The organism is Litoreibacter roseus (assembly GCF_009811795.1).
Lineage (GTDB): Bacteria > Pseudomonadota > Alphaproteobacteria > Rhodobacterales > Rhodobacteraceae > Litoreibacter > Litoreibacter roseus.
On record NZ_BLJE01000001.1, the window covers coordinates 631,740 to 657,924 of the forward strand.

25 protein-coding genes are annotated in these 26,185 nt (G+C 57.6%); 10 read left to right on the plus strand and 15 right to left on the minus strand.

Features of this window, described 5'->3' with window-relative positions:
* Positions 1-58 precede the first annotated feature (58 nt).
* From KIN_RS03145 to KIN_RS03155, 3 genes are all read left to right on the plus strand, one after another.
* Positions 59-940, plus strand: coding sequence for an outer membrane protein assembly factor BamD (locus KIN_RS03145; RefSeq protein WP_159804491.1), 882 nt, complete (start codon positions 59-61; stop codon positions 938-940).
* Between the two features lie 24 nt (positions 941-964).
* Positions 965-2,617 (plus strand): DNA repair protein RecN, encoded by a 1,653-nt coding sequence (gene recN / locus KIN_RS03150; RefSeq protein ID WP_159804492.1) that lies wholly within the window; start codon positions 965-967, stop codon positions 2,615-2,617.
* A 137-nt stretch (positions 2,618-2,754) separates the two neighbouring features.
* Positions 2,755-4,443 (plus strand): chloride channel protein, encoded by a 1,689-nt coding sequence (locus KIN_RS03155; protein WP_159804493.1) that lies wholly within the window; start codon positions 2,755-2,757, stop codon positions 4,441-4,443.
* Between the two features lie 3 nt (positions 4,444-4,446).
* Here the strand turns inward: KIN_RS03155 and KIN_RS03160 are convergent, their stop codons facing one another.
* The 6 genes from KIN_RS03160 to KIN_RS03185 form a co-directional block, all read right to left on the minus strand.
* Positions 4,447-4,788, minus strand: coding sequence for a DUF427 domain-containing protein (locus tag KIN_RS03160; protein ID WP_159804494.1), 342 nt, complete (start codon positions 4,786-4,788; stop codon positions 4,447-4,449).
* Positions 4,789-4,868: 80 nt separating this feature from the next.
* On the minus strand, positions 4,869-6,653 hold the full coding sequence (locus KIN_RS03165) for an aminopeptidase P family protein (RefSeq protein ID WP_159804495.1): 1,785 nt from the start codon (positions 6,651-6,653) through the stop codon (positions 4,869-4,871).
* Positions 6,653-8,530: a cobaltochelatase subunit CobT gene (gene cobT, locus KIN_RS03170; RefSeq protein WP_159804496.1), complete on the minus strand. Its 1,878-nt coding sequence runs from the start codon at positions 8,528-8,530 to the stop codon at positions 6,653-6,655. Before cobT ends, KIN_RS03165 begins: the two co-directional genes overlap by 1 nt.
* A 22-nt stretch (positions 8,531-8,552) precedes the next feature.
* Entirely contained in the window at positions 8,553-8,948 is a 396-nt protein-coding gene (locus KIN_RS03175; protein WP_159804497.1) for a hypothetical protein, read from the minus strand.
* Positions 8,945-9,931: a cobaltochelatase subunit CobS gene (cobS, locus tag KIN_RS03180; RefSeq protein WP_159804498.1), complete on the minus strand. Its 987-nt coding sequence runs from the start codon at positions 9,929-9,931 to the stop codon at positions 8,945-8,947. Before cobS ends, KIN_RS03175 begins: the two co-directional genes overlap by 4 nt.
* Positions 9,932-10,144: 213 nt before the next feature.
* Positions 10,145-10,786, minus strand: a complete 642-nt coding sequence (locus KIN_RS03185) for a J domain-containing protein (RefSeq protein ID WP_159804499.1) — start codon at positions 10,784-10,786, stop codon at positions 10,145-10,147.
* Positions 10,787-10,871: 85 nt separating this feature from the next.
* On the opposite strand from KIN_RS03185, the gene KIN_RS03190 reads away from it, so the two are divergent.
* Positions 10,872-11,132, plus strand: coding sequence for a BolA family protein (locus KIN_RS03190; RefSeq protein WP_159805324.1), 261 nt, complete (start codon positions 10,872-10,874; stop codon positions 11,130-11,132).
* 3 nt (positions 11,133-11,135) lie between these two features.
* Here KIN_RS03190 and KIN_RS03195 read toward each other — a convergent pair whose 3' ends face one another.
* Both KIN_RS03195 and gatB read right to left on the minus strand, forming a co-directional pair.
* On the minus strand, positions 11,136-11,591 hold the full coding sequence (locus KIN_RS03195) for a DUF4177 domain-containing protein (protein ID WP_159804500.1): 456 nt from the start codon (positions 11,589-11,591) through the stop codon (positions 11,136-11,138).
* Positions 11,592-11,778: 187 nt separating this feature from the next.
* Complete coding sequence (gene gatB, locus KIN_RS03200; protein WP_159804501.1) at positions 11,779-13,293, minus strand: Asp-tRNA(Asn)/Glu-tRNA(Gln) amidotransferase subunit GatB; 1,515 nt, start codon at positions 13,291-13,293, stop codon at positions 11,779-11,781.
* A gap of 100 nt (positions 13,294-13,393) precedes the next feature.
* Between gatB and KIN_RS03205 the strand changes: the two genes are divergently transcribed.
* On the plus strand, positions 13,394-14,005 hold the full coding sequence (locus tag KIN_RS03205) for a transglycosylase SLT domain-containing protein (protein ID WP_159804502.1): 612 nt from the start codon (positions 13,394-13,396) through the stop codon (positions 14,003-14,005).
* On the opposite strand, the gene KIN_RS03210 is transcribed toward KIN_RS03205, so the two are convergent.
* The 3 genes from KIN_RS03210 to pepN form a co-directional block, all read right to left on the minus strand.
* Positions 14,002-14,751, minus strand: a complete 750-nt coding sequence (locus KIN_RS03210) for an SDR family oxidoreductase (protein ID WP_159804503.1) — start codon at positions 14,749-14,751, stop codon at positions 14,002-14,004. The genes KIN_RS03205 and KIN_RS03210 overlap by 4 nt on opposite strands.
* Positions 14,752-14,955: 204 nt before the next feature.
* Positions 14,956-15,483 (minus strand): hypothetical protein, encoded by a 528-nt coding sequence (locus KIN_RS03215; protein ID WP_159804504.1) that lies wholly within the window; start codon positions 15,481-15,483, stop codon positions 14,956-14,958.
* Positions 15,484-15,537: 54 nt separating this feature from the next.
* Entirely contained in the window at positions 15,538-18,090 is a 2,553-nt protein-coding gene (pepN, locus tag KIN_RS03220; protein WP_159804505.1) for an aminopeptidase N, read from the minus strand.
* A 111-nt stretch (positions 18,091-18,201) separates the two neighbouring features.
* On the opposite strand from pepN, the gene KIN_RS03225 reads away from it, so the two are divergent.
* From KIN_RS03225 to KIN_RS03245, 5 genes are all read left to right on the plus strand, one after another.
* Positions 18,202-18,399, plus strand: a complete 198-nt coding sequence (locus KIN_RS03225) for a hypothetical protein (RefSeq protein WP_159804506.1) — start codon at positions 18,202-18,204, stop codon at positions 18,397-18,399.
* 23 nt (positions 18,400-18,422) lie between these two features.
* On the plus strand, positions 18,423-18,584 hold the full coding sequence (locus tag KIN_RS03230) for a DUF2256 domain-containing protein (protein ID WP_306438993.1): 162 nt from the start codon (positions 18,423-18,425) through the stop codon (positions 18,582-18,584).
* 102 nt (positions 18,585-18,686) lie between these two features.
* A complete protein-coding gene (locus KIN_RS03235; protein WP_159804508.1) occupies positions 18,687-20,912 on the plus strand; it encodes a malate synthase G in 2,226 nt (741 codons plus the stop codon).
* A 36-nt stretch (positions 20,913-20,948) separates the two neighbouring features.
* Entirely contained in the window at positions 20,949-21,377 is a 429-nt protein-coding gene (locus KIN_RS03240; RefSeq protein ID WP_159804509.1) for a GlcG/HbpS family heme-binding protein, read from the plus strand.
* A gap of 126 nt (positions 21,378-21,503) precedes the next feature.
* A complete protein-coding gene (locus tag KIN_RS03245) occupies positions 21,504-22,286 on the plus strand; it encodes a gamma-glutamyl-gamma-aminobutyrate hydrolase family protein (RefSeq protein ID WP_159804510.1) in 783 nt (260 codons plus the stop codon).
* Here KIN_RS03245 and KIN_RS03250 read toward each other — a convergent pair.
* The 4 genes from KIN_RS03250 to KIN_RS03265 all read right to left on the minus strand — a co-directional run bounded on the left by KIN_RS03250 (position 22,283) and on the right by KIN_RS03265 (position 26,140).
* A complete protein-coding gene (locus KIN_RS03250) occupies positions 22,283-22,573 on the minus strand; it encodes an SCP2 sterol-binding domain-containing protein (protein WP_159804511.1) in 291 nt (96 codons plus the stop codon). The genes KIN_RS03245 and KIN_RS03250 overlap by 4 nt on opposite strands.
* A 72-nt stretch (positions 22,574-22,645) precedes the next feature.
* Positions 22,646-23,533 carry an amidohydrolase family protein gene (locus KIN_RS03255; RefSeq protein WP_159804512.1) on the minus strand — a complete coding sequence of 296 codons (888 nt, stop codon included), beginning with the start codon at positions 23,531-23,533 and terminating at the stop codon, positions 22,646-22,648.
* A 10-nt stretch (positions 23,534-23,543) separates the two neighbouring features.
* Positions 23,544-25,133 (minus strand): ATP-dependent DNA ligase, encoded by a 1,590-nt coding sequence (locus KIN_RS03260; protein WP_159804513.1) that lies wholly within the window; start codon positions 25,131-25,133, stop codon positions 23,544-23,546.
* Positions 25,130-26,140 carry a ligase-associated DNA damage response exonuclease gene (locus tag KIN_RS03265; RefSeq protein WP_159804514.1) on the minus strand — a complete coding sequence of 337 codons (1,011 nt, stop codon included), beginning with the start codon at positions 26,138-26,140 and terminating at the stop codon, positions 25,130-25,132. Before KIN_RS03265 ends, KIN_RS03260 begins: the two co-directional genes overlap by 4 nt.
* Positions 26,141-26,185 lie beyond the last annotated feature (45 nt).

The window sequence follows — 26,185 nt, forward strand, 5'->3', positions numbered from 1 at the left end:
CTCACCGAAAGAAGGCGCAGGCTAAGGGTGCGCCGTGTCGCTTCGGGGTTTTCTGGGAATGAGTTCAACTAAATCTGCGATGAAGCTGATCGCCGTCGGCCTTTTGGGTATCAGCCTTACCGCATGTGCCGGGGGACAGGACGGCGAGCGGCGCGAACTGTTCGGCGGCTTTTTTAGTAGCAATCAGGAAGCGTCGCTTGAGACACTCACCCCGGAACAGATCTATCGTCGCGCGGAAGCGGAACTTGAAACAGGGGATATAGATGAGGCGGTGCGCCTTTTCGGCGAGGTAGAGCGGCTCTATCCCTACTCAGAATTTGCCAAGCGCGCTTTGATCATGTCAGCTTTTGCCTACCATGCGGACAGGGACTACGAAAATTCCCGTGCATCGGCCCAACGGTTTTTGGATTTCTACCCAGCTGATGAAGACGCGGCCTATGCGCAATACCTTCTCGCCATCAGCTTTTATGATCAGATCGATCAGGTCGGGCGGGACCAAGGTCTGACGTTCCAGGCACTTCAGTCCTTGCGTACGGTGATCGAGCGGTATCCTGACAGCGAATACGCCAAATCCTCGATTCTGAAGTTTGATCTTGCCTTTGATCATCTCGCTGGGAAAGAGATGGAGATCGGGCGTTACTATCTAAAACGCGGGCACTACACCGCCGCCATCAACCGGTTCCGTGTTGTAGTGGAAGAGTTTCAGACGACCACACATACACCCGAAGCACTCCACAGACTGGTCGAGGCCTACTTATCGCTTGGTTTGACAGACGAGGCACAAACCGCCGGTGCAATCCTCGGGTTCAACTACCAGTCTTCGCCGTTTTATCAGGACAGCTTCAACCTGCTGAAGGGTCGCGATCTCGAGCCAGAAGCGCGCGGAACGGGCTGGCTGCGCGATATCTACCGTCAGGTTGTTCGGGGTGACTGGCTCTGACACCAGTCAACACCAGGATGGCCTATGCTTCTTAGTCTCGACATCCGCGATATGCTGATCATTGACAGGCTCTCGCTGGAATTCGAGCCGGGCCTCAACGTGCTGACGGGCGAGACGGGGGCCGGCAAGTCTATTCTCTTGGACGCTTTGGGTTTTGTTCTAGGCTGGCGCGGCCGGGCGGAGCTGGTGCGTGCTGGTGCGGAACGGGGCGAGGTGGTTGCAGCGTTTGATCTGCCCGCAGACCACGGGGCGTTTGCAGTCCTTGAAGAGGCCGGGTTCGAGGCCGATGGTGAGCTGATTCTGCGACGAGTGAATTATCCCGACGGGCGCAAACAGGCCTATGTCAACGACAGGCGGGCCAGTGGCGAAGTTTTAAGGGCCTTGTCGGATACGCTGGTGGAACTTCACGGCCAACATGACGACCGTGGATTGCTCAACGCACGCGGCCACCGTGCCCTTTTGGATGTGTTCGCGCAGGTGGATTTATCGGCCATCCGGACCGCCTGGCGCTATCTGTCAGACACGCGCAAGGCTTTAAGCGCGGCAGAAGACCGACTTGCCGCCGCGAAGGCGGAAGAGGATTTTCTTCGTCACGCCGTCGAAGAGCTAGACGCCCTTGATCCAAAACCGGGCCAGGAGGCGGAGTTGGATGCCCAGCGTCGGCTGATGCAAGCGGGGGAGCGTATTCGTGAAGATATCAGCAAAGCACTGCAGGCCATGGGGCCGAATGGGGCGGAAGGTCAGTTGGGTGACGCAACCCGCTGGTTGGACGGAATTGCAGACAAGGCCGAGGGACAGTTGGACGAGGGCCTCAGCGCTTTGGAGCGTACGTTGACCGAACTGGGGGAAGCCACGCAAAGTGTCGAAACTTGTTTGAGCGCCTTGTCTTTTGACCCCCGAGAACTTGAGGCGGTGGAGGAGCATCTTTTTGCCCTTCGCGGGCTCGCACGAAAGCATAACGTGCTGGCGGATGACTTGGCGGCATTTGCAGAAGATTTGCGCGCCCGACTGGCTGCTATTGATGGCGGCGCGGCTGAGATATCCGGATTGCGGGCAGAAGCAGATGCGGCCGCTACCGAGTATCAAGCGCAAGCGCAGAAACTTCGAAAAATACGTAGTACGGCAGCGGCACGTCTCGACAAGGCAATGGCGAAGGAATTGGCGCCCTTGAAGATGGAACGCGCGGTTTTCGCGACCGAACTGGCCGAGGATGCGGCGGGACCGGATGGCATCGACAGCGTTGCCTTTACCGTGGCCACCAACCCCGGCGCGCCGTCCGGCCCGTTGAACAAGATCGCGTCAGGGGGCGAACTGTCCCGGTTTCTGTTGGCGCTCAAAGTCTGTCTGACGGGCGGGGCGAAAGGCATCACGATGATCTTCGACGAAATTGATCGGGGTGTTGGCGGCGCGACAGCAGATGCTGTGGGCCGGAGATTGGCGGCGCTTGCTGACGGGTCTCAGGTCCTCGTTGTTACGCACTCGCCTCAGGTTGCAGCGCTTGGTGACCACCACTGGCGCGTTGAGAAACAGGTGCGGGGCGATCAGACATTTTCCACCGTTGTGCCTCTGGATGAGACAGCACGTGTCGATGAGATCGCTCGTATGGTGTCCGGCGACAAAATTACGGAGGCCGCGCGTGCTGCGGCACAGGCGCTGCTTGAAGGGTCTGCGGCCTGAGGCGAGGGCTTGGACCCCCTCCGCCTTTGGCCTAAGAAAGAGCAAAACCACGGTGCTGCAGACGCAGCGCGTATTTACTGAGTGACCGGATCCTTGTGTCTTGTGCGGGGGTCTCAACCGAAAGAGCCAGGGCAGAAATGGCCGAGCCCCAAACATCGCCCAAAGGCGCCAGTCTGAATAAAGTGGTTCAGGCCTGTAAAGATGGCTGGCACATTCTGCTTCACAAGGGCCCATCCCAGCTTCAGTTCTGGTTCATCGCGCTTGCCATCGGTATCGCTGCGGGGTTTGCAGCACTTCTATTTCGCAAGGGGATCGAGGCGCTGCAGGCGCTGCTTTATGGCACCGAGGACGTGCGCACGCTATCCACGGTTGTAGCGGATTTGGCGTGGTACTGGATTGTTCTTATCCCGATTTGCGGTGGCCTTGTGACCGGCATCATCCTTCATCGTTTCACGCGGGATGGAAGGGTGCGGTCTGTGGCCGACGTGATCGAAGGGTCCGCGCTGCACAATGGTCGCGTGGAAAAGCGTGCGGGTCTTGCCTCTGCAGCGGCATCGTTGATTACGTTGTCATCGGGGGGCTCAACCGGTCGGGAAGGCCCTGTCGTGCATCTGGCTGCGGTGATCTCAAGCTGGGTTTGCGGCCTGATCAAGGCGGACGGCATAACGGGCCGTGATCTGTTGGGCTGTGCGGTGGCGGCGGCCGTGTCGGCCAGTTTCAACGCACCAATCGCCGGCGCGCTCTTCGCGCTGGAGGTTGTGCTGCGCCATTTCGCGGTGCACGCCTTTGCCCCGATTGTCATCGCCAGCGCGGCGGGTACGGTGATCAATCGGCTTGAGTTCGGTGACGTTACGGAATTCACACTGCCAACCGACAACATCCTCAGTTTCTACGTCGAGCTTCCGGCATTTCTTATGCTGGGCCTTCTGTGTGGATTGGTCGCCGTTGTGTTGATGCGTACGATTTTCTGGGCGGATGATTTCGCCACCGATATTCAGTCTCGCACAGGCCTGCCGCGATGGTTACGTCCAGCCGTCGCCGGTTTGTTTCTGGGGCTGATCGCACTTGTCTATCCGCATATCATTGGGGTGGGATACGAGACGACCTCTGCCGCGCTGACTGGCGAATTGCTGTTTCGTGAAGCGGTCGTGTTTGCCATTATTAAAGTTGTCGCTGTCGCGATCACCATGGCCGGGCGCATGGGCGGGGGCGTGTTTTCTCCGTCACTCATGCTGGGCGCGTTGACCGGGCTGGCATTCGGCTGGATCGCTACAGGTATTTTCCCGGACGTCTCGGGATCGGAAACCTTGTATGCGCTGGCAGGCATGGGCGCGGTCGCGGCTGCCGTTCTCGGCGCACCAATCTCGACCACGTTGATCGTGTTCGAATTGACAGGCGACTGGCAAACAGGGCTCGCCGTGATGGTGGCGGTGTCTCTCTCGACGGCGCTGGCCAGTCGGCTTGTGGACCGTTCGTTCTTCCTGACCCAGCTTGAACGTCGCGACGTGCATCTGGCCGCGGGGCCTCAGGCTTACTTGCTGTCAATGTTCAGGGTTGCGAATGTCATGCGGATGCCGGACCATGCGAATGCGGCTGATCAGGCGCAGATTTGGGAAGCTATCGAAGACAATGTCTTTATTGCGCCCGATGCTACGCTGGAGGATGCTATGCCGGTCTTCGAAAAGACAAACCGGGCATTTATCCCCGTTGTTCGACTAGGGGCGGAGGGTCAGCCGCCCGAAATACTCGGCGCGCTTTTTCAGGTGGATGCACTGCTCCAATACAATCGCGCATTGGCCGCAACGGCCGCCGAAGAGCATTCCTAGGCTTTAGATTTCTTCTACCGTGACGCGGTCGGTGTAGAAAGCCAAATGTCCGGCGATATCCTCCAGACCCTCTTTCGGGGTTTCGTAGGACCACGCCGCGTTTTCGATCGGGCCGCTCTTGGCTTGTATTGTGAAATAGACCGCGTCGCCTTTATGCGGACAATGGCTTGTTTTGTCGGTCTGGTCGAAAAACGCCATCGCAAGGTCCCCGCGCGGAATATAGAGGACGGGCGCAGCGCTGCCTTCGCTCAGTTCAATCACTGCATTGCTTTCACCCAACACCGCTCCGGCGGCTCGGATCGAGTATCTGCCAGACGCTTTGCGCAATTTGATGTGATCGGCCATGGCCTTCCCTCCTCGAAATGAACGTTGTCGGAAAATGAAGGTTGAGCATGACAGGTATGTGTCATTTCGCAAGGGCACATTTACAGCGGTGCGGTCGCTTTTTTTAGCCAGTCTTCGGCCTCGGGCGAGGGAGTAACTCGCTTCAAGATGTCCGCGTGATAGTCGTCAATCCACGACCGCTCACCGGGGGACAACAGGTCCGTCGCAATCAACCGACGGTCAATTGGCACATAGGTCAACGTTTCAAAAGACAGCATGTCGCGATGATCGCCACCGGGAAGATCAGGCGCGGGTTCGACTACGATGAGGTTCTCGATCCGAATACCGAACGCACCCTCCCGATAGTAGCCGGGCTCGTTGGACAGGATCATGCCCGGTTGAAGTTTGGTCTCACTTTGACGGCTCAGACGTTGCGGCCCTTCGTGGACCGACAGATAAACACCAACTCCGTGGCCCGTGCCGTGGTCGTAATCAAGCCCAGCCATCCAAAGGGGGGCGCGGGCCAAAGCGTCAAGATCCCGGCCAGACAGACCTACAGGGAAGCGCGCCCGTGAAATCGCGATCATCCCCTGCAGCACGCGGGTGAAGCAGGCCTTCTGTTCATCGGTTGGCGATCCGATGGCGATTGTCCGGGTGATGTCAGTGGTGCCATCGACATATTGCCCGCCACTGTCGACCAACAGCAGATCGCCGTCGATCACGGTCCGATTGCTGTCCTCGGTGACCCGGTAATGGACAATTGCCCCATTTGGTCCGGAGCCGGAAATCGTCTCGAAGCTGATATCGCGCAGGGTGTTGGACGCAGTGCGGAAACCTTCCAGCGCGGATGCGGCATCGATTTCTGTAAACCCTCCGGCAGGTTGCCGATCCAGCCACGCCAGAAAATCGATCATCGCTTTGGCATCGCGAAGATGCGCGGACCGCGTACCGTCTATCTCCACCGGGTTTTTGCGTGCTTTTGGGAGGATGCATGGGTCGTCCGCATAGGCGATCTCCACCCCGCCTTCGGTCAGAATATCAGAGACCTTGAGGGGCGCTGTAGCCGCATCGACCCGCACTGGACCAGATAGATGGGTCAGCGCGGCCTCAAATCCGTCGTTGGGCAAGATGGTGATGTCCGGGTCTGTTTCTATCTCTGACAGCTTGGTCGCATCGATAAATAGGTCGACTTTCGCAGTGTCGTAGACAATCGCAAAACACTGGACGATAGGGATCCGGGCGATATCGGAGCCGCGGATATTCAGAAGCCACGCGATGCTGTCGGGCAGCGTCAGCACAGCGGCCCGGTGCCCGGCATCCTTCAAGAGTGCAGCTGTCTCTGCTCTCTTCTCAGACGATGGCTTTCCTGACAGCTCCAGTGGATAAGCTTCCACTTTGCCCGACGGACGTGGCGGGCGGTCGTCCCAAATGGCATCGATTAAATTGGGTGATGGCCTCAAACTGATGCTGCTGCCGTCAAGCCCGGCACGGATTTCATCAATCTGTCTTTTCGTGAAGAGCCAGGGATCAAAGGCAATAACGCCTTCGCTCAGCATGTCCTTCAACCATTCATGCGGTTTCGTTTCAGGCCACGCGACCGGTGTGAAATGATCGGTATCGACCTGCTCTTTTACCTGTACCCGGTAGCGGCCATCCACGAAGACGCCTGCCTTGTCCTTCAGAGCGATGCAAAATCCTGCCGATCCCGTGAATCCCGTCAGCCACGCAAGCCTTTCATCACAGGGGGCAACATACTCGCCTTGATGCGCATCGGCACGGGGCACGATGAACCCGTCAATTCCGTCCTTCTCCATCCGATCCCGCAATTTCGCAAGGCGAGGGGGACCCTGCTCTGGGGTGGTCGTGGGTGTGAAGGTTTGAAACATCAACTGGCCCGTTTCATTCCCATGACCCGCGCGCGCGCCCTTGGATCACTGTCGAATAGCGCGGCCAGCTGTTCCGTCATTGCCCCCGCCAATTGCTCGACATCCGTAATGGTGACCGCCCTGTCATAGTAGCGCGTCACATCGTGTCCAATCCCAATGGCGATCAGTTCAACGGCCTTGCGTTTTTCGACCATCGCAATGACGTCGCGCAGGTGTTTTTCCAGATAGTTCGCCGGGTTCACCGACAAGGTCGAGTCGTCCACTGGCGCGCCATCTGATATCACCATAAGCACTTTGCGGCTTTCGGGGCGTGCCATCATGCGGCGATGCGCCCATTCCAGCGCTTCGCCGTCGATGTTTTCTTTCAACAGCCCCTCTTTCATCATGAGCCCCAGATTGGGCCGGGTCCGCCGCCATGGCGCATCAGCGGATTTGTAGATGATATGACGCAGGTCGTTTAGGCGACCGGGTTGCTGCGGGCGACCTTCTTTCAACCATGTCTCGCGGGACTGGCCGCCTTTCCATGCCCGCGTGGTGAACCCCAAAATCTCGGTCTTGACCTGACACCTTTCCAGAGTGCGGGCCAACACATCCGCGCAGATCGCAGCGATTGAGATTGGGCGACCTCGCATGGAGCCCGAGTTGTCCAATAGCAACGTAACGCATGTGTCCCGAAATTCGGTGTCTTTCTCGACCTTGAAGCTGAGCGGTGTCGTGGGGTTCGCTACGACACGGGCAAGACGGCCGGCGTCGAGGATCCCTTCTTCCAGATCAAACTCCCAGGACCGGTTCTGTTGGGCCTGAAGCCTGCGCTGAAGCTTATTTGCGAGCCGAGAGACCGCCCCTTTGAGCGGATCAAGTTGTTGATCCAGATAAGCGCGCAACCGTTCAAGTTCTTGCGGCTCCGCGAGATCTTCTGCCCGAATTTCTTCGTCATACTCAGTCGCGTAAACAACGTAGTTGGGGTCCGCATCGGAATGAGGCGGCGGCGGGGGCGGGTCCATCGGCGCTTCGCCTTCTGGCATCTCAGCCTCGTCACCCATTTCTGCGTCGGCCATGTCATCAAGCTGAACAGTGGCTTGCGAAGCATCCTGTTCCTGCTCTTGGCTTTGCTCCGGTGCGGCGTCCGCATCTTCTGAGTTGTCCTCTTTGTCCGGGTTTGCGTTGTCGTCGGCGTCCTGCTCTTCTTCGTCCGCCTGCGCTTCGTCCTCTTGGTCATCATTTACGTCGTCTGGATCGTCGCCCAATTGATCACCATAGCCCAGATCCTCAATGATCTGGCGCGCGAACTTGGCGAACTTCGACTGATCATCAAGCACATCCTGCAGGTTTTCCAACGTGCCGCCCGCAGCACCCTCAATAAAGTCCTTCCAAAGGTTCATCACGTTTTGCGCGGCATCGGGCAGATCGCGGCCGGTGGCCAGATGGCGGATCAGATATCCCGCGGCCGTCGACAGAGGCGCTTGCCCTGCATCGGTGATCTGGCCGTAACCTTTCCTCTCGGCTTCGGAGCCGATCTTGGCGTCGATATTACCGGCGGTCCCGGGCATGGATCGCGCGCCCATCGCCTCGCACCGCGCGGTTTCCATCGCCTCATAGAGATCTCGCGCCATGTTGCCCTGCGGCTCGTAGCGATTGCTTGTGTTTTCGTTGTGGAACCTGCGGCGCAGTGCATAGGCGTCAGCTGTCCCACGCGCCAACAAAACCTCATCCCGCGTCATGCGACGCGTCACCTGGGGCAGCCGCACCTGATCATTAGTCATACCTGGGGGATCGACTGAGAATGCAACGCCAAGATCGGGATCATTGGCAAGCGTCTTGGTAGCCTCGGCCAAGGCCTTCTTGAATGGATCAGCGGGGTTGTCGTTCTTGTTCATGCTTCGTCCATTCGTGGCGGTGTCACTCCGAATTTCCGAAAAGGTCGCATAACTCGCGATCCTTCGAAACAACGCCGTTGTCGAACTCGGGGTCAGCTACCGTGTCTTCATAGGCCTGCGCCAAGCGCGCGATTTCCGAGTCAGCTGCGTCCTCAAGGGCTGCCCCTGTCAACGTGTCGCCGATCCCGTTCACAAGCGCAATTGCCCGCTTCTTGAACTGCGCCACATCGTCGATCCGCTCAGCCTCACCGTTCTTTGCATCATAAGCTGCCAGCGCGGCACATCTTATAGCGTAATCGGGGCCCTGCAGCGCGCCTGTCGGTGCTTCAGCCATCGGGATCAGACGCCATCCTTCGGCACCCGCTGGGTGCGCGGAAACAGCGACAAAGACAAGACCTATGGCCAAAAGCTGTTTCATCCGAGGCTTACGCTCGCGGCGCTTTCCGGCAATTCCTCGTCGAAGCAGCGCTGATAGAACTCCGCCACTGTTTCGCGCTCAAGCTCGTCACACTTGTTCAAGAAGCTTGTGCGAAACGCGTAGCCTACGTCTTTGAAAATCTGCGTGTTCTGCGCCCATGCAATGACGGTCCGAGGGGACATGAGCGTTGACAGATCTCCGTTCATGAAGGCCGTCCGTGTCAGGTCGGCGACGGTGACCATTTGGCTGACCATCTTGCGACCATCGGCCGTGTTGTAGATCGGGTTCTTCGCCAAAACGATGGCGGCCTCCGCATCATGGCTGAGATAATTGAGCGTCGTCACAAGGCTCCACCGATCCATCTGACCTTGGTTGATCTGCTGTGTGCCGTGGTAAAGACCCGTCGTGTCGCCCAGACCCACGGTGTTCGCCGTTGCGAAAATCCGGAAAAACGGATGGGGTTCGATGACTTTGTTCTGGTCGAGAAGCGTCAGCTTGCCGTCCACTTCCAGCACACGCTGGATCACGAACATCACGTCGGCACGGCCCGCATCATATTCGTCAAACACAATCGCGGTCGGATTCCGCAGCGCCCATGGCAGAATGCCTTCCTGAAATTCGGTCACCTGCACACCGTCTTTCAGTTTGATGGCATCTTTCCCGATCAGATCAATCCGACTGATGTGGCTGTCGAGATTGACCCGAACACAGGGCCAGTTCAGGCGCGCGGCCACTTGTTCAATGTGAGTAGACTTACCGGTTCCGTGATAGCCCTGGATCATGACGCGGCGATTATGCGTGAAGCCTGCAAGGATCGCGAGGGTGGTATCGCGGTCAAACTTGTAGGTGCTGTCAATCTCTGGCACGCGATCCGAGCGCTCGGCAAAGGCTTTCACCTTCATCTCGCTTTCAATCCCGAAGACCTCGCTGACCGAGATTTCTTCCGTCGGTTTTGCGCCCAAATCCATGCTGCCGTCTGCCATGCGTCGTATCCTTCAGGTGATCCACGTGGGGATGCTATATTTTCGGGCGAGGGGCAAGAGGAACTGGCCGTGCCCGGGCGCGAATGCCGCGCCTCTTTGCCCTGGTTACTTGCAGAAGCTCGATCCGACGCCGAGTGCTGTACTGGTGGCCAATTTCAGCTTACATGACCGCCAAAATTTTGTGACCAATGCTTACACGCCCAATCAGACAACCTAGTCCGCGAAGTTGCGGCTTTCCTTAATCTGATCCCAAGCCCAGACAACCTTCTGCAGCTGGTCTTCGTCCGCACGGTTGCCGCCGTTCATGTCCGGATGAAGGTCTTTGACGAGGCTCTTATACTGTTTTCGCAGATCGGCCTTCGTCATCGCGGCGTTGCCGTCCAGAATTTCCAGCGCCTGACGTTCGGTCGGCGGCAATTTCCGCCCCATTCCGCCAGATCCCCGACCGGGGTTGCGGGTCGCGTTCGCGCCCAGCACCGACATAGGATCGTCCACACCAAGCCGAGACCATGCACGCTGCTCTTCGCCTTTTTTCATGGGCTTGGTTTCACGCTCCCACACACGGTCGGATGACATCTGCCGTTCCATCTCTTCCTGCGTGTGCGTTTCGAAGAAGTTCCACTTCAGGTTATATTCGCGGGCGTGATCTTTGCAGAACCAGTAGTAGTCATCCAGCACGTCAGGGGACTTCGGCGCGCGGTACTTTCCCGCTTCCTCGCAGCCGGGCGCTTCGCATTGTTTTTGCGATGTTTCCACGGCGCCGGACATGCCGCGACGGCCGCGCGCGCGGCGCTTCTTGTCAGTCGACACCGAAATGTCGAACTCGAAAGGATCAAAGGGGGGACGTCCTGCCATGGCTACACCTTTCCGACTCGGAGCCAAGAGTTTAGGGTTATCTGAGCCGAGTTGAAGGGGGCATCGCACAAAAATGCCGACAGGTATGCCAATGGTTGAGCGGATTGAGACACGACTGCGCGAGGCGTTCGCGCCTTCGGTCTTAGCAGTCGTGGATGATAGCGAGGCCCATCGGGGTCATGCGGGCTATCAGGAGGGTGGTGAAAGCCATTTTACGGTGAAAATCGTCTCTGGCGCTTTTCAAGGGCAGACGCGACTTGCGCGCCACAGGGCGGTCCACAATGCCTTAGGTTCTGAAATCATTGGGCGGATTCACGCGTTGGCGATGGATATCTCGGCTGAGTGACGCCTACTCTGCGGCAAGCCCGGCGCTGTCGGATTTCGGAATATTCTTCTGAACACGACGCAATTTCGGTTCGGCGCGTTTTTCTGATACCTCGGCCTCTGCCATGGCCTCTGCCTCGGCAAGAACGCGGTCTTCCCACTCATCTATGGATTGGGGTTCTTTTGCGATGGTCGGGCTTGGCAAGGCCAGCTTCGGGGTAGCCGGTTCGGCTTCTCTAACTTTGCTGCCAACTGGCCTGCGGAACACGAGCATAGAATGATAATTTACGGTTTTGCCTGTGAGCCCCTGACGTTCTTCGCATGGCAGCGTGTCAGCTCGGACATATTCCCATCCGTCCGCGCCCAATTCGTTCATGACGCCTCCGACTGTATGCGCAAAGCGTTCCGGCACGCCGCGAATACCTTTGACCGCTTTGCTTTGCCGTGGCGCTGGAATAACGCGATACTCGAATTCAGACATATCTAGACCCCTCAGACGTGGGCTTGATATAGTAGATGGCTTAAAAACCTGTCTATCGATCCCAACTGATATGTCCCATAACGACTGAGAGGTGGTGCAGTTCCACAACGATAGCAGGTATTTCGCCTTATTATCGCCAAACCTGTTAACGATTAACGCCTTGATCTTAACCAGATCGTCGCCGCGATCAGGATCCCAGCTTCTTTGCGACAATCTCGTTTACGGCTTTCGGATTGGCCTTGCCGCCCGTGGCTTTCATGACCTGTCCAACAAACCAACCCGCAAGTTTCGGATTCGCTTTCGCTTTCTCGACCTGAGCGGGATTGGCTGCGATGATCTCATCCACCGCTGCTTCGATCGCGCCGGTATCGGTCACCTGACGCATACCGCGCGCGTCCACGATCTCTGCCGGATTACCGCCTTCCGTGTAGACGATCTCGAACAAATCTTTAGCGATCTTACCCGAAATATCCCCTTTTGTGATCAGCGCGATAATATCCCGCAACTGGCCGGGGGAAACCGGGCTGTCGGTAATGTCCTTGTCATCGTCCTTTTTAAGACGTCCGAAAAGCTCGTTGATTACCCAGTTCGCAGCGAGTTTTCCGTCGCCCGCCTGCGCGACCTCTTCGAAATAGGCTGCATTTGCGACATCCGCAGTCAGGACGGAGGCGTCGTATTCCGACAGCCCGAACTCCTCCATGAACCGTAGGCGCTTTTCGTCTGGCAGTTCAGGTAGACCGGAGGCGATGTCATCGACCCAGGATTGTTCAATTTCCAGTGGCAGAAGATCGGGATCCGGAAAATAACGGTAGTCATGGGCCTCTTCCTTTGAGCGCATGGACCGCGTTTCGCCTTTGTCCGGATCGTAGAGGCGGGTTTCCTGCACAACCTCGCCGCCGCCTTCAACGATCGCGATCTGACGCTTGGCTTCAACATCAATGGCCTGCTGGATGAACCGCAGAGAGTTCATGTTTTTGATCTCGCACCGGGTGCCCAAATGTGAGAAATCCTGTGTCTCCTGATATCGTTCATAGGCACCGGGCTGGCAAATCGAGACATTCACGTCGGCACGCAGGTTTCCATTTTGCATGTTGCCATCGCAAGTCCCGAGGTAGCGCATGATCTGACGCAGCTTCGACACATAGGCCGCGGCTTCTTCCGGGCCGCGGATGTCCGGCCGGGACACAATCTCCATCAGGGCGACGCCGGTTCGGTTGAGATCGACGAAAGACATTGTTGGGTCCATGTCATGGATGGATTTGCCAGCGTCCTGCTCAAGATGGATCCGCTCGATCCGCACCACGCGCGCGATGCCCGGAGCCATATCAACCAGTACCTCACCCTCACCGACGATGGGGTGGTACAGCTGACTGATCTGGTAGCCTGGCGGCAGATCGGGATAAAAATAGTTCTTTCTGTCGAAAGCGGAATAGAGGTTGATGTCAGCTTTCAGGCCAAGACCTGTGCGGACGGCTTGCGCCACGCATTCCTCATTTATAACGGGCAACATCCCCGGCATTCCGGCATCGACGAAAGCGACGTTCGAGTTTGGCTCGGCCCCAAAAAGCGTGGAGGCGCCTGAGAAAAGTTTTGCGTTGGTGGCTACTTGTGCGTGAACCTCAAGGCCTATGACCAGTTCCCAATCCTGCTTTGCGCCAGCGATGATCTTCGGTTTCGGAGCGTCATAGGTGAGGTCAAGCATGGGGCAGGGCCTTTGGTTTGGGTTGCGCAGGAATTAGCCTTTGGCAGATGAGAGTGCAATCCGAACTTGCGCCAGTGGCCCACTGCGGCAGAGTGCCGTTATGGTAAGACAATTCCTGACCCTTCTCGCGTTGCTTGTAACAATCTCAATGGCGTCGGCCGAGACGGAAAGTCCCTTGTGGGGCGGCCGCCCGGAGGCTTCTGTTTGGAGCAAGGCGACCCGTGATGCTCTGAGCAGTCACGGTAAGGGGCTTTTGGAGACCGTGCCGCAGGATATTCGGACATGGTGCCCGGCGTATCCGCGCAACGATAAAGCGGAACGGGCGGCCTTTTGGACGGGGTTCCTGTCCGCCTTGGCCAAGCACGAAAGTACGTGGCGGCCTGCGGCGGTTGGCGGCGGGGGCAGGTGGTTCGGGCTTGTGCAAATTCAGCCTTCAACGGCCCGGGCCTATGGGTGCGCAGCGCGAACGGGATCAGCACTGAAGGACGGGACGGCCAACCTCAGCTGTGCCATCCGCATCATGGCGAAGACGGTTCAGCGCGATCAGGCCATTGCCAGGCGTGCCGGTGCGCGGGCGGGTGTTGGTGCCGACTGGGGCCCTTTGGTGCAGCCACGCAAAAGGGCGCAGATGATTGCCGCTGTGAAATCTCAGCCCTATTGCGAGGATATCCGCAGCGTGGTGCCAGCAATCCGCCCGGAGGAGGCAGGTTAGCGCCCGCCTGTGACATCCAGAGATGTGCCGGTGATGTAGCTGGCATCTTCAGACATCAAGAACAGGATCGCCGCGGCGCATTCCTCAGCCGTTCCGGCCCGCTGCATAGGGACAGATGGCGCCATGTCGTCCGCGCGGTCGGGCAGTCCGCCTTTGGCGTGGATTGCCGTTTCGATGATACCGGGGCGAATGGCGGCCACTCGAATCCCCTCGTTGGCAACTTCGTCGCTCAAACCCTTCGTGAATATGTCGATGCCCGCCTTGGTGGCCGCATAGTCCACGTATTGGTTCGCAGACCCAAGTCGTGCCGCAGCGGATGACAGGTTCACGATCACGCCACCATCGCCCCCATATTGCGTCGACATTCTGAGAACCGCTTCTTTCGCGACCAGAATGGCGCCGACCAGATTCACGCTGACCATGCGATGCAGGCGCATGGGCGTCATTTCATCCACGCGAGCGGGCACATCGACAATCCCTGCGTTGTTCACCAGCGCATCCATCTTGGGAAATGCGAGATCGAACTCGTTGAAAAGCCGCGTGATGTCATCACTGTCGCCCACATTTGCCTGAAAAACCCGGGTCGTTGCGCCGACTTCCTGACAGAGCTGCGAGACCAGAGTCGCGCCCCTTTCATCAGAATTGTAGTGGATTCCGACGTCGTAGTTTGATTTCGCAGCCAGCAACGCTGTGGCCGCCCCAATGCCCGAGCTGGCACCGGTGATCAGCACTGTTTTACGGGTCATACCTTGCACCTTCTAAGTGCCAGCCAAGCGCCTTCCCCAAGTCGCCTGCTGGCGGCTCAAGTGTACGAGAAGATTGGTTAATGTGAAAGGGCATGGTGAGAAACGGACTGTTTTGCGGCTGGCTCGACCTGCTGCCATCAGGACCCCATTACGTTAACGAAGAATGAAGCGCCCGGAGGGCGTCGCGAACAGGTCTTTTATTGCCTACAATTTAAAGGCGCGCTTCACGTCATCCAAGGCATCTCGCTGCTTTTTGTTCAGGTCGCCATCGGACGCGGCGAGAATGCTTTTGAGTATTTCCATCAGCGGTGTGATCTCGCCTGGACCGCCGATCTTGTGCAACTTGCGCGACAGCCGAGGAATGGCTGCATCCGGACCGTTGCATTCAGTCATCATCCAGCGCCCAAGCACGGTCAGTTCTTCCGCGGCAGTCAAGTTGATCCGCAATTCGTTCTGCAGTGCCCGCAGCATCGCGTGGCGCTGCTCCTGTGCGGGGTAGTCGTCCAACTCAAGAAAAGACACCGCAATGCCCGCGATGGCGATATTGGGGTCTTCAATGTCCTCGACCGGGTGGCGTGCAGTGTTCCGCTTGAACCCGAACCGGCGCGCAGCGGCTTTGACATCCTGTGCGACGTCCAATAGCTCGCGCCCGGCATCAGCGGCATGCCTGGCGCGCATGCTCCAGTAGATAACGGCACCAATGGCCCCAATAACCGCGAGAATAATAGGCATAGCGACCCCTTTTCTGCGGGGAAGATATTACCAAAAGGTGAATAGATTACGGCATCATGCGGACAATATTCGGGTGACCATCTCCGTCACATCGCGGCTGAGGCCGTCGGCGCTTCTGATCCTTTGCAGGGCCGCACGCATCAAATCCTGACGGTCCGCATCATAACGTTTCCATGTTTCGAACACGGTCGACATGCGCGCGGCGGTCTGTGGGTTCTTCTCATCCAGCTTGATGAGCCAATCTGCCATCAGATCATAACCCGCCCCCGATGGGTCGTGAAACCCGGCCGTGTTTCCTGCGAGTGCCCCAAACACAGACCGAAAGCGGTTCGGATTGGTCATGTCGAAGTCGGGGTGAGCGGTCATTTCAGCCGCTTTCGGCGCCGCTTGATCAAGCTTGGCGAAGGACACCTGCATCGCGAACCATTTATCGATCACCAGTCGGTCCTGCTTCCACTGATCATAGAAGGCGGCGTTTTGCGTATCCCCCTTTTCGATCCACAACAGCGCGGCCAGCGCACCCATCTGCTGGGTCATGTTGTCCGCTTGCGCGTATTGCTGCTTTGCCTGCGTACCGCCGTCCATGCGGTTGAGATAGGCGAGCGCCCGGCCTTGCAGGGCGCGCTTGCCTGCGGCTTCCGCGTCAGGGGAATACGGCCCCTCCACCGCCATTTCCGCATAAAGCCGCGGCAGGATATCCTGCAAATGCTGCGCGACGGTTTGCGCCAGTGTATCAGCGGCGTGAAAGATTGCGGTCGGGTCAGGGGTCTGCCCGCCATCAAACAGGGTCTGCGCAATGTCGTCCTGGCTGGGCAGCGAAAGGGCCAATGCGCGGAATGCGGGGTCGAGTGTGTCGTCGCGGGCCACGGACAAAAGCGCCTCTAGATAGGCGGTGTCAGGTGGCGTGTCGTCGACCACCATGCGGACCATCACGTCTTTGCCCAAGGCGCGACCGGCATCCCATTTCACGAACGGATCCGTGTCATGGGCCAACAGAAACGCACGCTCGGCATTTGTCTGGTCACGCTCAAGAATGACGGGTGCCGAAAAACCGCGCAAAATCGAAGGAATGGGCGTTCCATTCAGCCCCTCGAACGTAAAACTCTGCTGCGCCTCCGTCATCTCAAGCACGGATGTTTCCTGAACCTCGCGCCCGTCCGCATCCAAGAGCCCGACAGCGATCGGAATGACCTTCGGGTCCTTCTGATCTTGGCCGGGGGTTGGCGGCGTGGATTGGGAAAATGTGAGGGTGTAGCTGCCGTCTGCATACTCTTCATCGACCCGAAGGCGAGGCGTGCCGGCCTGTTCATACCACCGTTTGAACTGAGTCAGGTCGCGGCCGGTCGTGTCCTCGAAACATTTGAGCCAATCCTCGATGGTGCAGGCCTGTCCGTCGTGGCGCGTGAAGTAGAGATCGCACCCTTTGTAATAGGCTTCATCTCCGATCAACGTCTTCAGCATTGCGATGATCTCTGCGCCTTTTTCATAGACGGTCGCGGTGTAGAAATTATTGATCTCTACGAAGCTTTCAGGTCTTACGGGGTGGGCTAGGGGGCCGTTGTCTTCACGGAATTGACGCGCCCGCAGGGTCAGAACATCGCTGATCCGCTTGACCGCATGTCCCCGCATATCCCCGGTGAATTGCTGGTCGCGGAAGACGGTCAGGCCTTCCTTCAGGCACAACTGGAACCAGTCGCGGCATGTGATGCGGTTGCCTGTCCAATTGTGGAAGTATTCATGTGCGATGATCGCCTCTATGCGTTCGAAATTTCCGTCGGTCGAGGTTTCAGGACTTGCCAACACCGCGGAGGAATTGAAAATGTTGAGGCCCTTGTTTTCCATCGCCCCCATGTTGAAGTCGTCGACGGCCACAATATTGAACAGGTCAAGATCGTACTCGCGCCCGTACACCTCCTCGTCCCATGTCATGGAGCGCTTCAGAGCTTCCATTCCGAAGGCACATTTGCCGATGTCGTCCTTTCGGACCCAAATATTCAGATCAACATCGCGCCCTGATTTCGTTTTGAACGTATCGGCATGGGCGATTAGATCACCGGCGACGAGTGCAAAGAGATACGCAGGCTTTGGCCACGGATCGTGCCATTTCGCTATCCCATTCTCATCCGAAATCGGGTTGCCGTTTGACAATTTGACCGGTTCGTCGCCCTCGATCTGCACCGTGAAGACCGCCATGACATCGGGCCGATCCGGGTAGTAAGTTATCTTGCGAAATCCCTCTGCCTCGCACTGGGTGCAGTACATCCCCTTCGACATGTACAAGCCCTCCAGCGCTGTGTTGGTAGATGGGCTGATCTCGACTTCGGCCTCCCAAAAGAACGGCGCGTCGGGCACTTGGGCGGTCAGACCCAGATCCGTGATGTGAGGCGAAATTGCCGTCCCATCAATCTTGGCTGATATGAGCTTGAGTGCTTCGCCATGAAGGTAAAACGTCTTGTCCTTGGCATCCGGGTTGGGCCGGAACTTTATCCGGCTGTTCACTCGCGTTTGGGTTGGGTGCAGCCGGAACGTCAGGTGCACCTCATCCACCAGAAATGCGGGGACCGTGTAGTCGCTGAGGTAGATTGCCTTGGGGCTTGCGTCTTTCATGGCTTGGACCTTCGCATTTGGGTTGGAACTTCGTGGCGCTGCCAAACGTTATGGGCATAGGAAACGCTGCGCAATGTGTGCAGCATCACGCCAGATGATTGGAGATAGAACATGTCTGCACCCGATACCAACCTTGAAACACAAAAGAGCCGCCATCGCGGACCGTTGGGTGGTATGGCGATAATCTTGACCTTCGCTGGAATTTTGCTCTTGGCACTTCTGGTGTGGACATTCTTCAACGGGCTCGAGCCCGGTGGCACGGATGCTCAGATTGACGGCCGGACGGGCGCAGCCGTCGAAAGCGAATAAACTGACCGGTCTCGATGGGGCGGATGCGAAAAAAATCTGATCTGCCTCAGAAAGTCTGTGCGTATTGCGGATTACCATTCGCATGGCGTAAGAAATGGAAAGATGATTGGGAGCATGTAAAATATTGCTCCCAACGCTGCCGAAATTCCCCAAAACAAACAGAAGCACAGCCGAAAGAGCGGTAATATTCTTTTACCAATCCTTGTTGCCTATCGGAAACTTTCTGATAACAAACGCTACAGAACACCAGTGTTCTGCACTGGGAAGTAGCCGAGGAGGATGTGCTTTTGACCGATCGCGTTGAGAAATCTGGCTTGCAGGTCGATAAGGGACTAGCAGAGTTCATTGAAAAATCCGCTTTGCCGGGAACGGGTATTCTCGCCGACCATCTTTGGCGCAGTTTTGCCGATCTTGTTGCCGAGATGGGGCCGCGCAACCGAGATCTTTTACAGGTCAGGGAAGATCTCCAAGCCAAGATTGACGCATGGCATATTGAGCGACGAGGCCAGGACCATGACCCGGAAGCCTACCGAGCCTTCATTGAGGATATCGGTTATCTCGTTCCAGAGGGCACTGAGTTTCAGATCGAGACACAGAACGTAGATCCTGAGATTGCGAATATTCCCGGCGCTCAGCTTGTCGTGCCGATTATGAATGCGCGGTATGCTTTGAACGCTGCGAACGCCCGCTGGGGCAGTCTTTACGATGCGCTCTACGGAACGGATGCCATGGGCGATCTGCCAGAGGGGCCGGGCTATGATCCACAGCGGGGGCAGCGGGTCGTCGCGTGGGCGAAAGAATTTCTGGACGGTGCCGTTCCGTTGGTCTCGGGCAGTCATGCGGATGCGCAAGGCTACCGTGTGGTCGATGGCAAGCTCGAAGCCATCATGCTTCTGAGCGAAGACTTCCGCGCAGGACAGACAACTCAGGATGCGGATCGGTCGCCAAACGGCGATGCGCCAGAAGCGTTTACCGGAATGCAACTGGCCAATCCCTCTGCCTTCGTTGGATATCAGGGGGGGGCGGAAGCTCCGACGGCTGTGGTTCTGCAGAACAACCACCTCCATATCATTATTGAGATTGATCGCGACAATCAGATCGGGGCGACCGATGCGGCTGGGGTTGCGGATGTCCGGCTTGAATCTGCGATTTCGACTATAATGGACTGCGAGGACTCCGTCGCAGCAGTGGACGGTGAAGACAAAACGCTGGCCTACTCGAACTGGCTCGGCCTGATGAAAGGTGATCTGTCTGAGACGCTTGAAAAGGGTGGGCAGACACTTACCCGCAAGCTGAATGAGGACATCGTCGCGACCGCGCCAGATGGCAGCGAGATGGCCCTTAAAGGGCGCGCATTGATGTTGATCCGCAATGTGGGCCACCTGATGACGAACCCCGCCATTCTGGACACCGAGGGGAACGAAGTCGGCGAAGGTCTGATGGATGCCATGTTCACCACGCTCATCGCGATTCATGACCTGAAGCGCGACGGCGGAAACTCAGTCGAGGGATCGGTGTATGTGGTGAAGCCCAAGATGCACGGACCCGAAGAAGTGGCCTTCACAAATGATATATTTACGGCTGTCGAGAACGCACTCGGATTGCCGCACTATACGGTGAAAATCGGGATCATGGACGAGGAACGGCGCACCTCGGTCAATCTCAAGGAATGTATCCGCGCGGCCAAACACCGGGTTGCCTTCATCAACACTGGTTTCCTTGATCGCACCGGTGATGAAATCCACACATCCATGGAGGCGGGGCCGTTCCTGAAGAAAGGCGACATGAAATCAACGCCTTGGATCTTGTCTTATGAGGACCGGAACGTTGATATCGGCTTGGCTTGTGGCCTTCAGGGCAAGGCACAGATCGGCAAGGGGATGTGGGCGATGCCAGACCGAATGGCTGAGATGCTGGAGGCAAAGATCGGCCACCCCATGGCAGGGGCCAATTGCGCTTGGGTGCCGTCGCCCACCGCCGCGACACTTCACGCGACGCATTATCATAAAGTCGATGTTTTCGCGCGGCAGGATGAGATCAAAGCTGGCGGCGCCCGCGGCACGCTTGAAGATCTGCTGACCATACCGGTGTCCAAGGGGCAAAACTGGTCGGATGAGGAGATCGCGACTGAGATCGAGAACAACGCGCAAGGTATTCTCGGCTACGTGGTCAGATGGGTCGACGCCGGTGTCGGGTGTTCAAAGGTGCCTGACATCAATGACGTGGGCTTGATGGAGGATCGTGCGACGTGCCGGATCAGTTCTCAAGCTTTGGCAAATTGGTTGCATCACGGGGTCGTCTCAGATGAACAGGTAATGGCCGCCATGCAGAAAATGGCTGCCGTCGTTGATCGCCAGAATGCAGGTGACCCGACCTACACGCCGATGGCGCCCGGCTTTGACACCATCGCCTTTCAAGCCGCCTGTGATTTGGTCTTCAAAGGCCGCATGCAGCCGTCAGGCTATACCGAGCCCGTGTTGCATCAACGGCGCCTTGAATTGAAGGCAAGCTGATCGACTGGGAAATCAAGGAAAGGAAGGGGTGAGGCCATGGCCAGCATATCACTTAACAAAGCACGTACGATAATTCGCAAGGCATTGGCAAAAGGACGTGAGATGGAACTGAAGCCGCTGTCCGTCGTTGTGCTCGACGCGGGCGGGCACGTTCTCGCTTTCGAGCGAGAAGACGGCGCGGCGCCGGGCCGTTTTGACATTGCGCGCGGCAAAGCCTACGGGGCCGTGATGCTGGGCATGGCGGGCGAGGCGCAGATGGCCCGCGCGGAACAGCAGCACTATTTCATGACCGCGATGAACGGGCTGTTCGGCGGTGCTGTTGTGCCCGTGCCTGGTGGTGTTCTTGTGCAGGACAAACGCGGCGAAGTGATCGGCGCTGTCGGTGTAACGGGCGATACGTCTGATAATGATGCGATTGCCGCCGTCGCGGGTATAGAGGCCGCCAATCTGACCGGCATTACTTGACACGATCAGACACTCTTCATTCTTTGATGCGATAGTTTCTGCAGGGTGTTTGTGCGCTGGCTCATATCGACGGGGCTGGCAAAACGCCTTAGAACGATTCGAAATAGAATGCAGGAGTGGCCAAGGATGAGTGCGCGCCCCGTTATCGGGATCATTGGAAACAGCTATCTTATCAACGATGAATACCCGGCTCATGCTGCGGGTCTGATGAACTCCGCCGCTGTGGCAGAGGTTTCCTGCTGTACGCCGCTTATCGTGCCCTCTGATCCTTCGCTTGTGCAAATCAACGATTTGCTGGCGACCTGTGACGGCTTCCTCTTCACAGGCGGACGGCCCAACGTTCACCCCGAGGAATACGGTGAAGAAGAGACGGAAGCGCATGGCACGTTTGACAGGGGACGCGACCGGGTTGCGCTGCCGTTGATCCGGGCGTGTGTTGATCGGGGGCAGCCTATTTTGGGCGTTTGCCGTGGGTTCCAGGAGGTAAACGTCGCGATGGGTGGCAGCCTTTATCCTGAGATCCGAGATCTGCCCGGTCGCATGAACCACAGGATGCCGCCTGATGGTACGCTTGAAGAGAAATTTGCCCTTCGTCATACAGTGACGTTTAGTGCGGACGGGCCGTTCACAGCGCTCATGGGTGCGCAAGAAGTGATGACCAATACGCTCCATGGCCAAGGTATTAAAACCGCAGGTTCGCGGGTGGTAATCGATGGCACTGCATCTGACGGCACACCTGAAGCGATTTACATCAAGGATGCGCCGGGTTTCGCATTATCTGTGCAATGGCACCCAGAATATCGCGCGGCGGACGATCCGGTTTCGAAGCCGCTCTTCGAAGCCTTGGGCAACGCAGCACGTGCGTGGAAAACTGATGCGCGTCCAAACTTACAGTTGAAGTCAGCCTAAGCCGTCAGGATAGAACTGACTTTCAGCGCGCGGGTCGTGTTTCCATCAACCTTTAGTTTGCCGGACATGAACGCCATCACCGGGTTCTGAGATCCATCAAGGATGGCACGAAACGTATCTTCGCTGGCCATCAGCGTCACATCCGCCAGCTCGTCGCCTTCGTATGCACCTGTCTCGGACAGCATAATTGTGCCATGAATGCCGATCTGTAGCTTAGCGGTGCCTTTGATCTGACCTTTTGCCTTGGGGTGCAGCGTTTCAACAAAATTCTCGATAACAGCGGACATCGTTCAATTCCTGAAAATGGATAACCGGAGTAATCAATGCTGTCAGCTTAACCGGTTGACGCAAGCAGTACGTCACGTCACAGGATCAAATCCATATAGCTGTTCAGGCGTCTCAACCATGATGCGTCGGCGCATGTCCGCATTAGTCACAACCCGGTGTAATGCATTGAGCAAATCCGCAGCATCCGGCATCTTCGCCCCGTTTAGCATGATGTAGGGGTAATCGCTGCCCCAGAGACAGCGCTCCGGGTTCGCGCGGACCAGCGCGGCAACGAAATCGTCGGTCGCCTCATAGGGTGCGCTTGCGAGGCGGTAGAGCCCCGACAGCTTCACGTAGACATGTCCTTCTGCCATCAATGTGCAGAGGGTTTGGAACCCGGGATCGTCTGCACCTTTGGCGAGATCGGGCCAGCCGATGTGGTCAATAACCAGTGGGACCGGCAGGGCGCGAATGTCGTCAGCCAGATCTACGATGTGCTCGTCGGTATTCAGCAACATCTGGATGTGCATGTTTCGATCGGCGAGGGCAGGGGCCAGCGCTTGAACGCCGTCCCAACTGAGAACGCCGCCGTGCACGAAGTTCAGGCGAATGGCCTTGATGTGAGCTTCGGCAAGCGCGTCGAGTTCCGTTTCTGCTGCACCGTCCTTGACCAATCCCACCCCGCGCGCAGCGTTCGATCCCAGCCTGCGGATAGCTTCAAGCGTGACACTGTTGTCGGCGCCGTAAAGGATGGAGTGGACGATGACCGCGCGTGCGATCCGCAGACTGTCCATCTGCTGGCGGTACCGGGCAATAAACCCGTCCATGTCGAGCCCCTCGGCAGGATTTTCCCCGCGTGTGTGTGACAACGCCGCCTCTTCCGGTCCGGCAAGGATATGGATGTGACTGTCGATTGCGCCGACCGGCGCCGCTTTCTCTGGTGCGCTTGACGGGCGTGGTGGTTGGCTCGTGGGGATCATAGCGTCCTCTTTAGCCATAGGTTTCGAGCATTTCTTTCAGGTCGTCCAGAGTATTGGCCTCTTGAATGGGTTTGTCGTGCCGCCAGCGCGACATGCGTGGAAATCTCAGCGCCAAACCGGATTTATGCCTGGGCGAGGCTTGTATACCTTCAAAGGCGATCTCGAAGACATGTTCGGGGGTCACTTGCCGGACCGGTCCATAACGTTCCAGCGTGTTCTTGCGGACCCATGCGGTGATCTTGCGAAACTCAGCGTCCGTCAGGCCGCTATAGGCCTTTGTGAAGGGCACCAGATCATTGCCATTCCAAACTGCAAAGGTGAAATCGGTGAAAAGGTTCGCCCGCCGTCCATGTCCCGCTTGGGCGTAGATCATGACCGCGTCGATCACTAAGGGATCAACCTTCCATTTCCACCAGTCCCCTTTCTTGCGCCCTGACAGATAGGGGCTGGACCCGCGTTTGAGCATTACACCCTCGGCCATCCGATCCCGAGATGTCTCACGTGTCGCGGCAAGCGTGTTCCAGTTGTCAAAATCAAGGGACGCCGACAAGCGAAGCGGTACAGTCGGCGGCAGATCGGCGATCAATGCCCTGAGATGATCGCGTCTCGTGTCATATCCCGCGTCCCGAATATCTTGCCCTTCGTGTTCCAAAAGATCGTAGGCATAGAGAATGGCGGGCGCTTCGCTCAGCAGCTTCTTCGGGACCGTCTTACGGCCGATCCGTTTCTGTAGCGCGTTGAAGGGCAGGGGTACTTCATCGCCCCACGCAAGAATTTCGCCGTCGAACACCGTGCCGTTGCCGATGAAATCCGGGATTTGCGCGAATTCCGGGAAGCGGTCGGTGATCAACTCTTCCCCTCGCGACCAGAGAAAGTGCTGACTGTCCCGGACGATCAATTGGCCCCGGATGCCATCCCATTTGAACTCTGCCCGCCAGTCTTCGGGCGATCCAAGGTCATCCAGATCATCCAGTTGATAGGCGAGGTAGAAGGGATACGGCTTGGATGCATCCGCCGTCGGATCCTCCGTCAACACCAGCGCTTCGTAGGTTGTGCTGTGGGGTGTCCAGTCGCCCATGATCCGATGCGCCAGCGCGGTTTCTTCGATACCGGTTGCTTTTGCGAGGGCGCGGGTCATCAACTTTTGACTTACGCCAATACGCATGCCGCCCGTAATGAGTTTGTTGAACAGAAATCGCTCAATGGGCGGCAAGCTGTTCCACGCGGACAATACTCGTTCTTTTTTATCGGCGACCTCCAATTTTCCGAGGCCCGCAACTACCTGCATCCAGTCGGTCAGTGTCTTGGCGGAAGTTTCTTCGGCGACCGGTAAAACCAGTGCGATCGTCTCGCTCAAATCACCGACAATCGGATAGCTTTCCTCGAAGAGCCAAAGTGGGATAGCCGCACGCTCCGCCGCCCATTCGCGGAGTAATGTCGTATTGACCCCGCGTTTGGGACGCCGCCCGGACAAAAGAGCGATGGTCCAGAGCTTGTCCTCGTCGGAGGCTGCGGCGAAGTAGTCCGCCAGCGCCGCCACCTTCGCATTTGTCTTGGTGGTCTGGTCCAGCGCCGTGAAAAGCTGGGCGAAACGCTTCACTCCACGACCTCGGCGTCAGGCTGATCCAGACTTTCCCCTTCGAATTCGGTCTCGACAATCCCGGCGTCGTAGCCTTGTTCGGACAGCCAACGGGCAAAGACGGAGGTGTAGCCGTGGGTGACGAACACACGCTCGGCCCCGGTCGCTTTGATTGCTTCGTTGAGACCGTCCCAATCCGCGTGGTCTGACATGATAAAGCCGCGGTCTGCGGCTCGCCTGCGCCGGACACCTCTCATAGCCATCCATCCAGAGGCAAAAGCGGTGGAGGCCTGTCCGAACCGTCGCATCCATGGCCCGCCCATGGCGGATGGCGTCGCCATAACCAATGCGCCGGGATGGTCCTTGACGTTCGTCTCTGGTGTCACCCGGGTCGTGTCGGGCAGGCTCAGGCCCTGATTGCGTAAGATCTCGTTGGTGTTCTCGACGGCGCCGTGGGTCAGAATCGGACCGATCGAGGCGTCGACATTTGCCAAAATACGTTGGGCTTTCCCCAAAGCGTAGGCGCCCAGCACGGAAAACCTGCCCTCTTCCTTGTTCTTTTGCCACCACCCGTTGATTTGGGCCACGACATCATCTTGCTTGTCCCAAGTGAACACGGGAAGGCCGAACGTGCATTCCGAAATGAATGTATGGCACCGGACGGGCTCGAAAGGTTCGCTCAGACCGTCGTCGACGGTTTTGTAGTCGCCTGAGACCACCCAGACCTCCCCGTTCACCTCCACGCGGATCTGCGCGGATCCCGGGACATGGCCTGCCGGGTGGAAACTGACGCGGGCCTGGCCGATTTGACGGGCTTCCTCATACTCAATGGTGTCCAACGTGATTTCACCAAGCCGGAAGCGCATTACGGGGGCCGCCGCCTTTGTGGCTAGGTAGCTTTTGTGCCCCCACCTTGCATGATCCGCATGACCATGGGTTATCAGCGCGCGGTCCACGGGCCGCCACGGATCAATGAAAAAATCACCGGCCGGGCAGTAGATGCCTTGGGGTCTGAATTCGAGAACCATGAGAGCCAAACTAGCGGCGGTGGATTTGGTTGCGAGGGTGGCAGG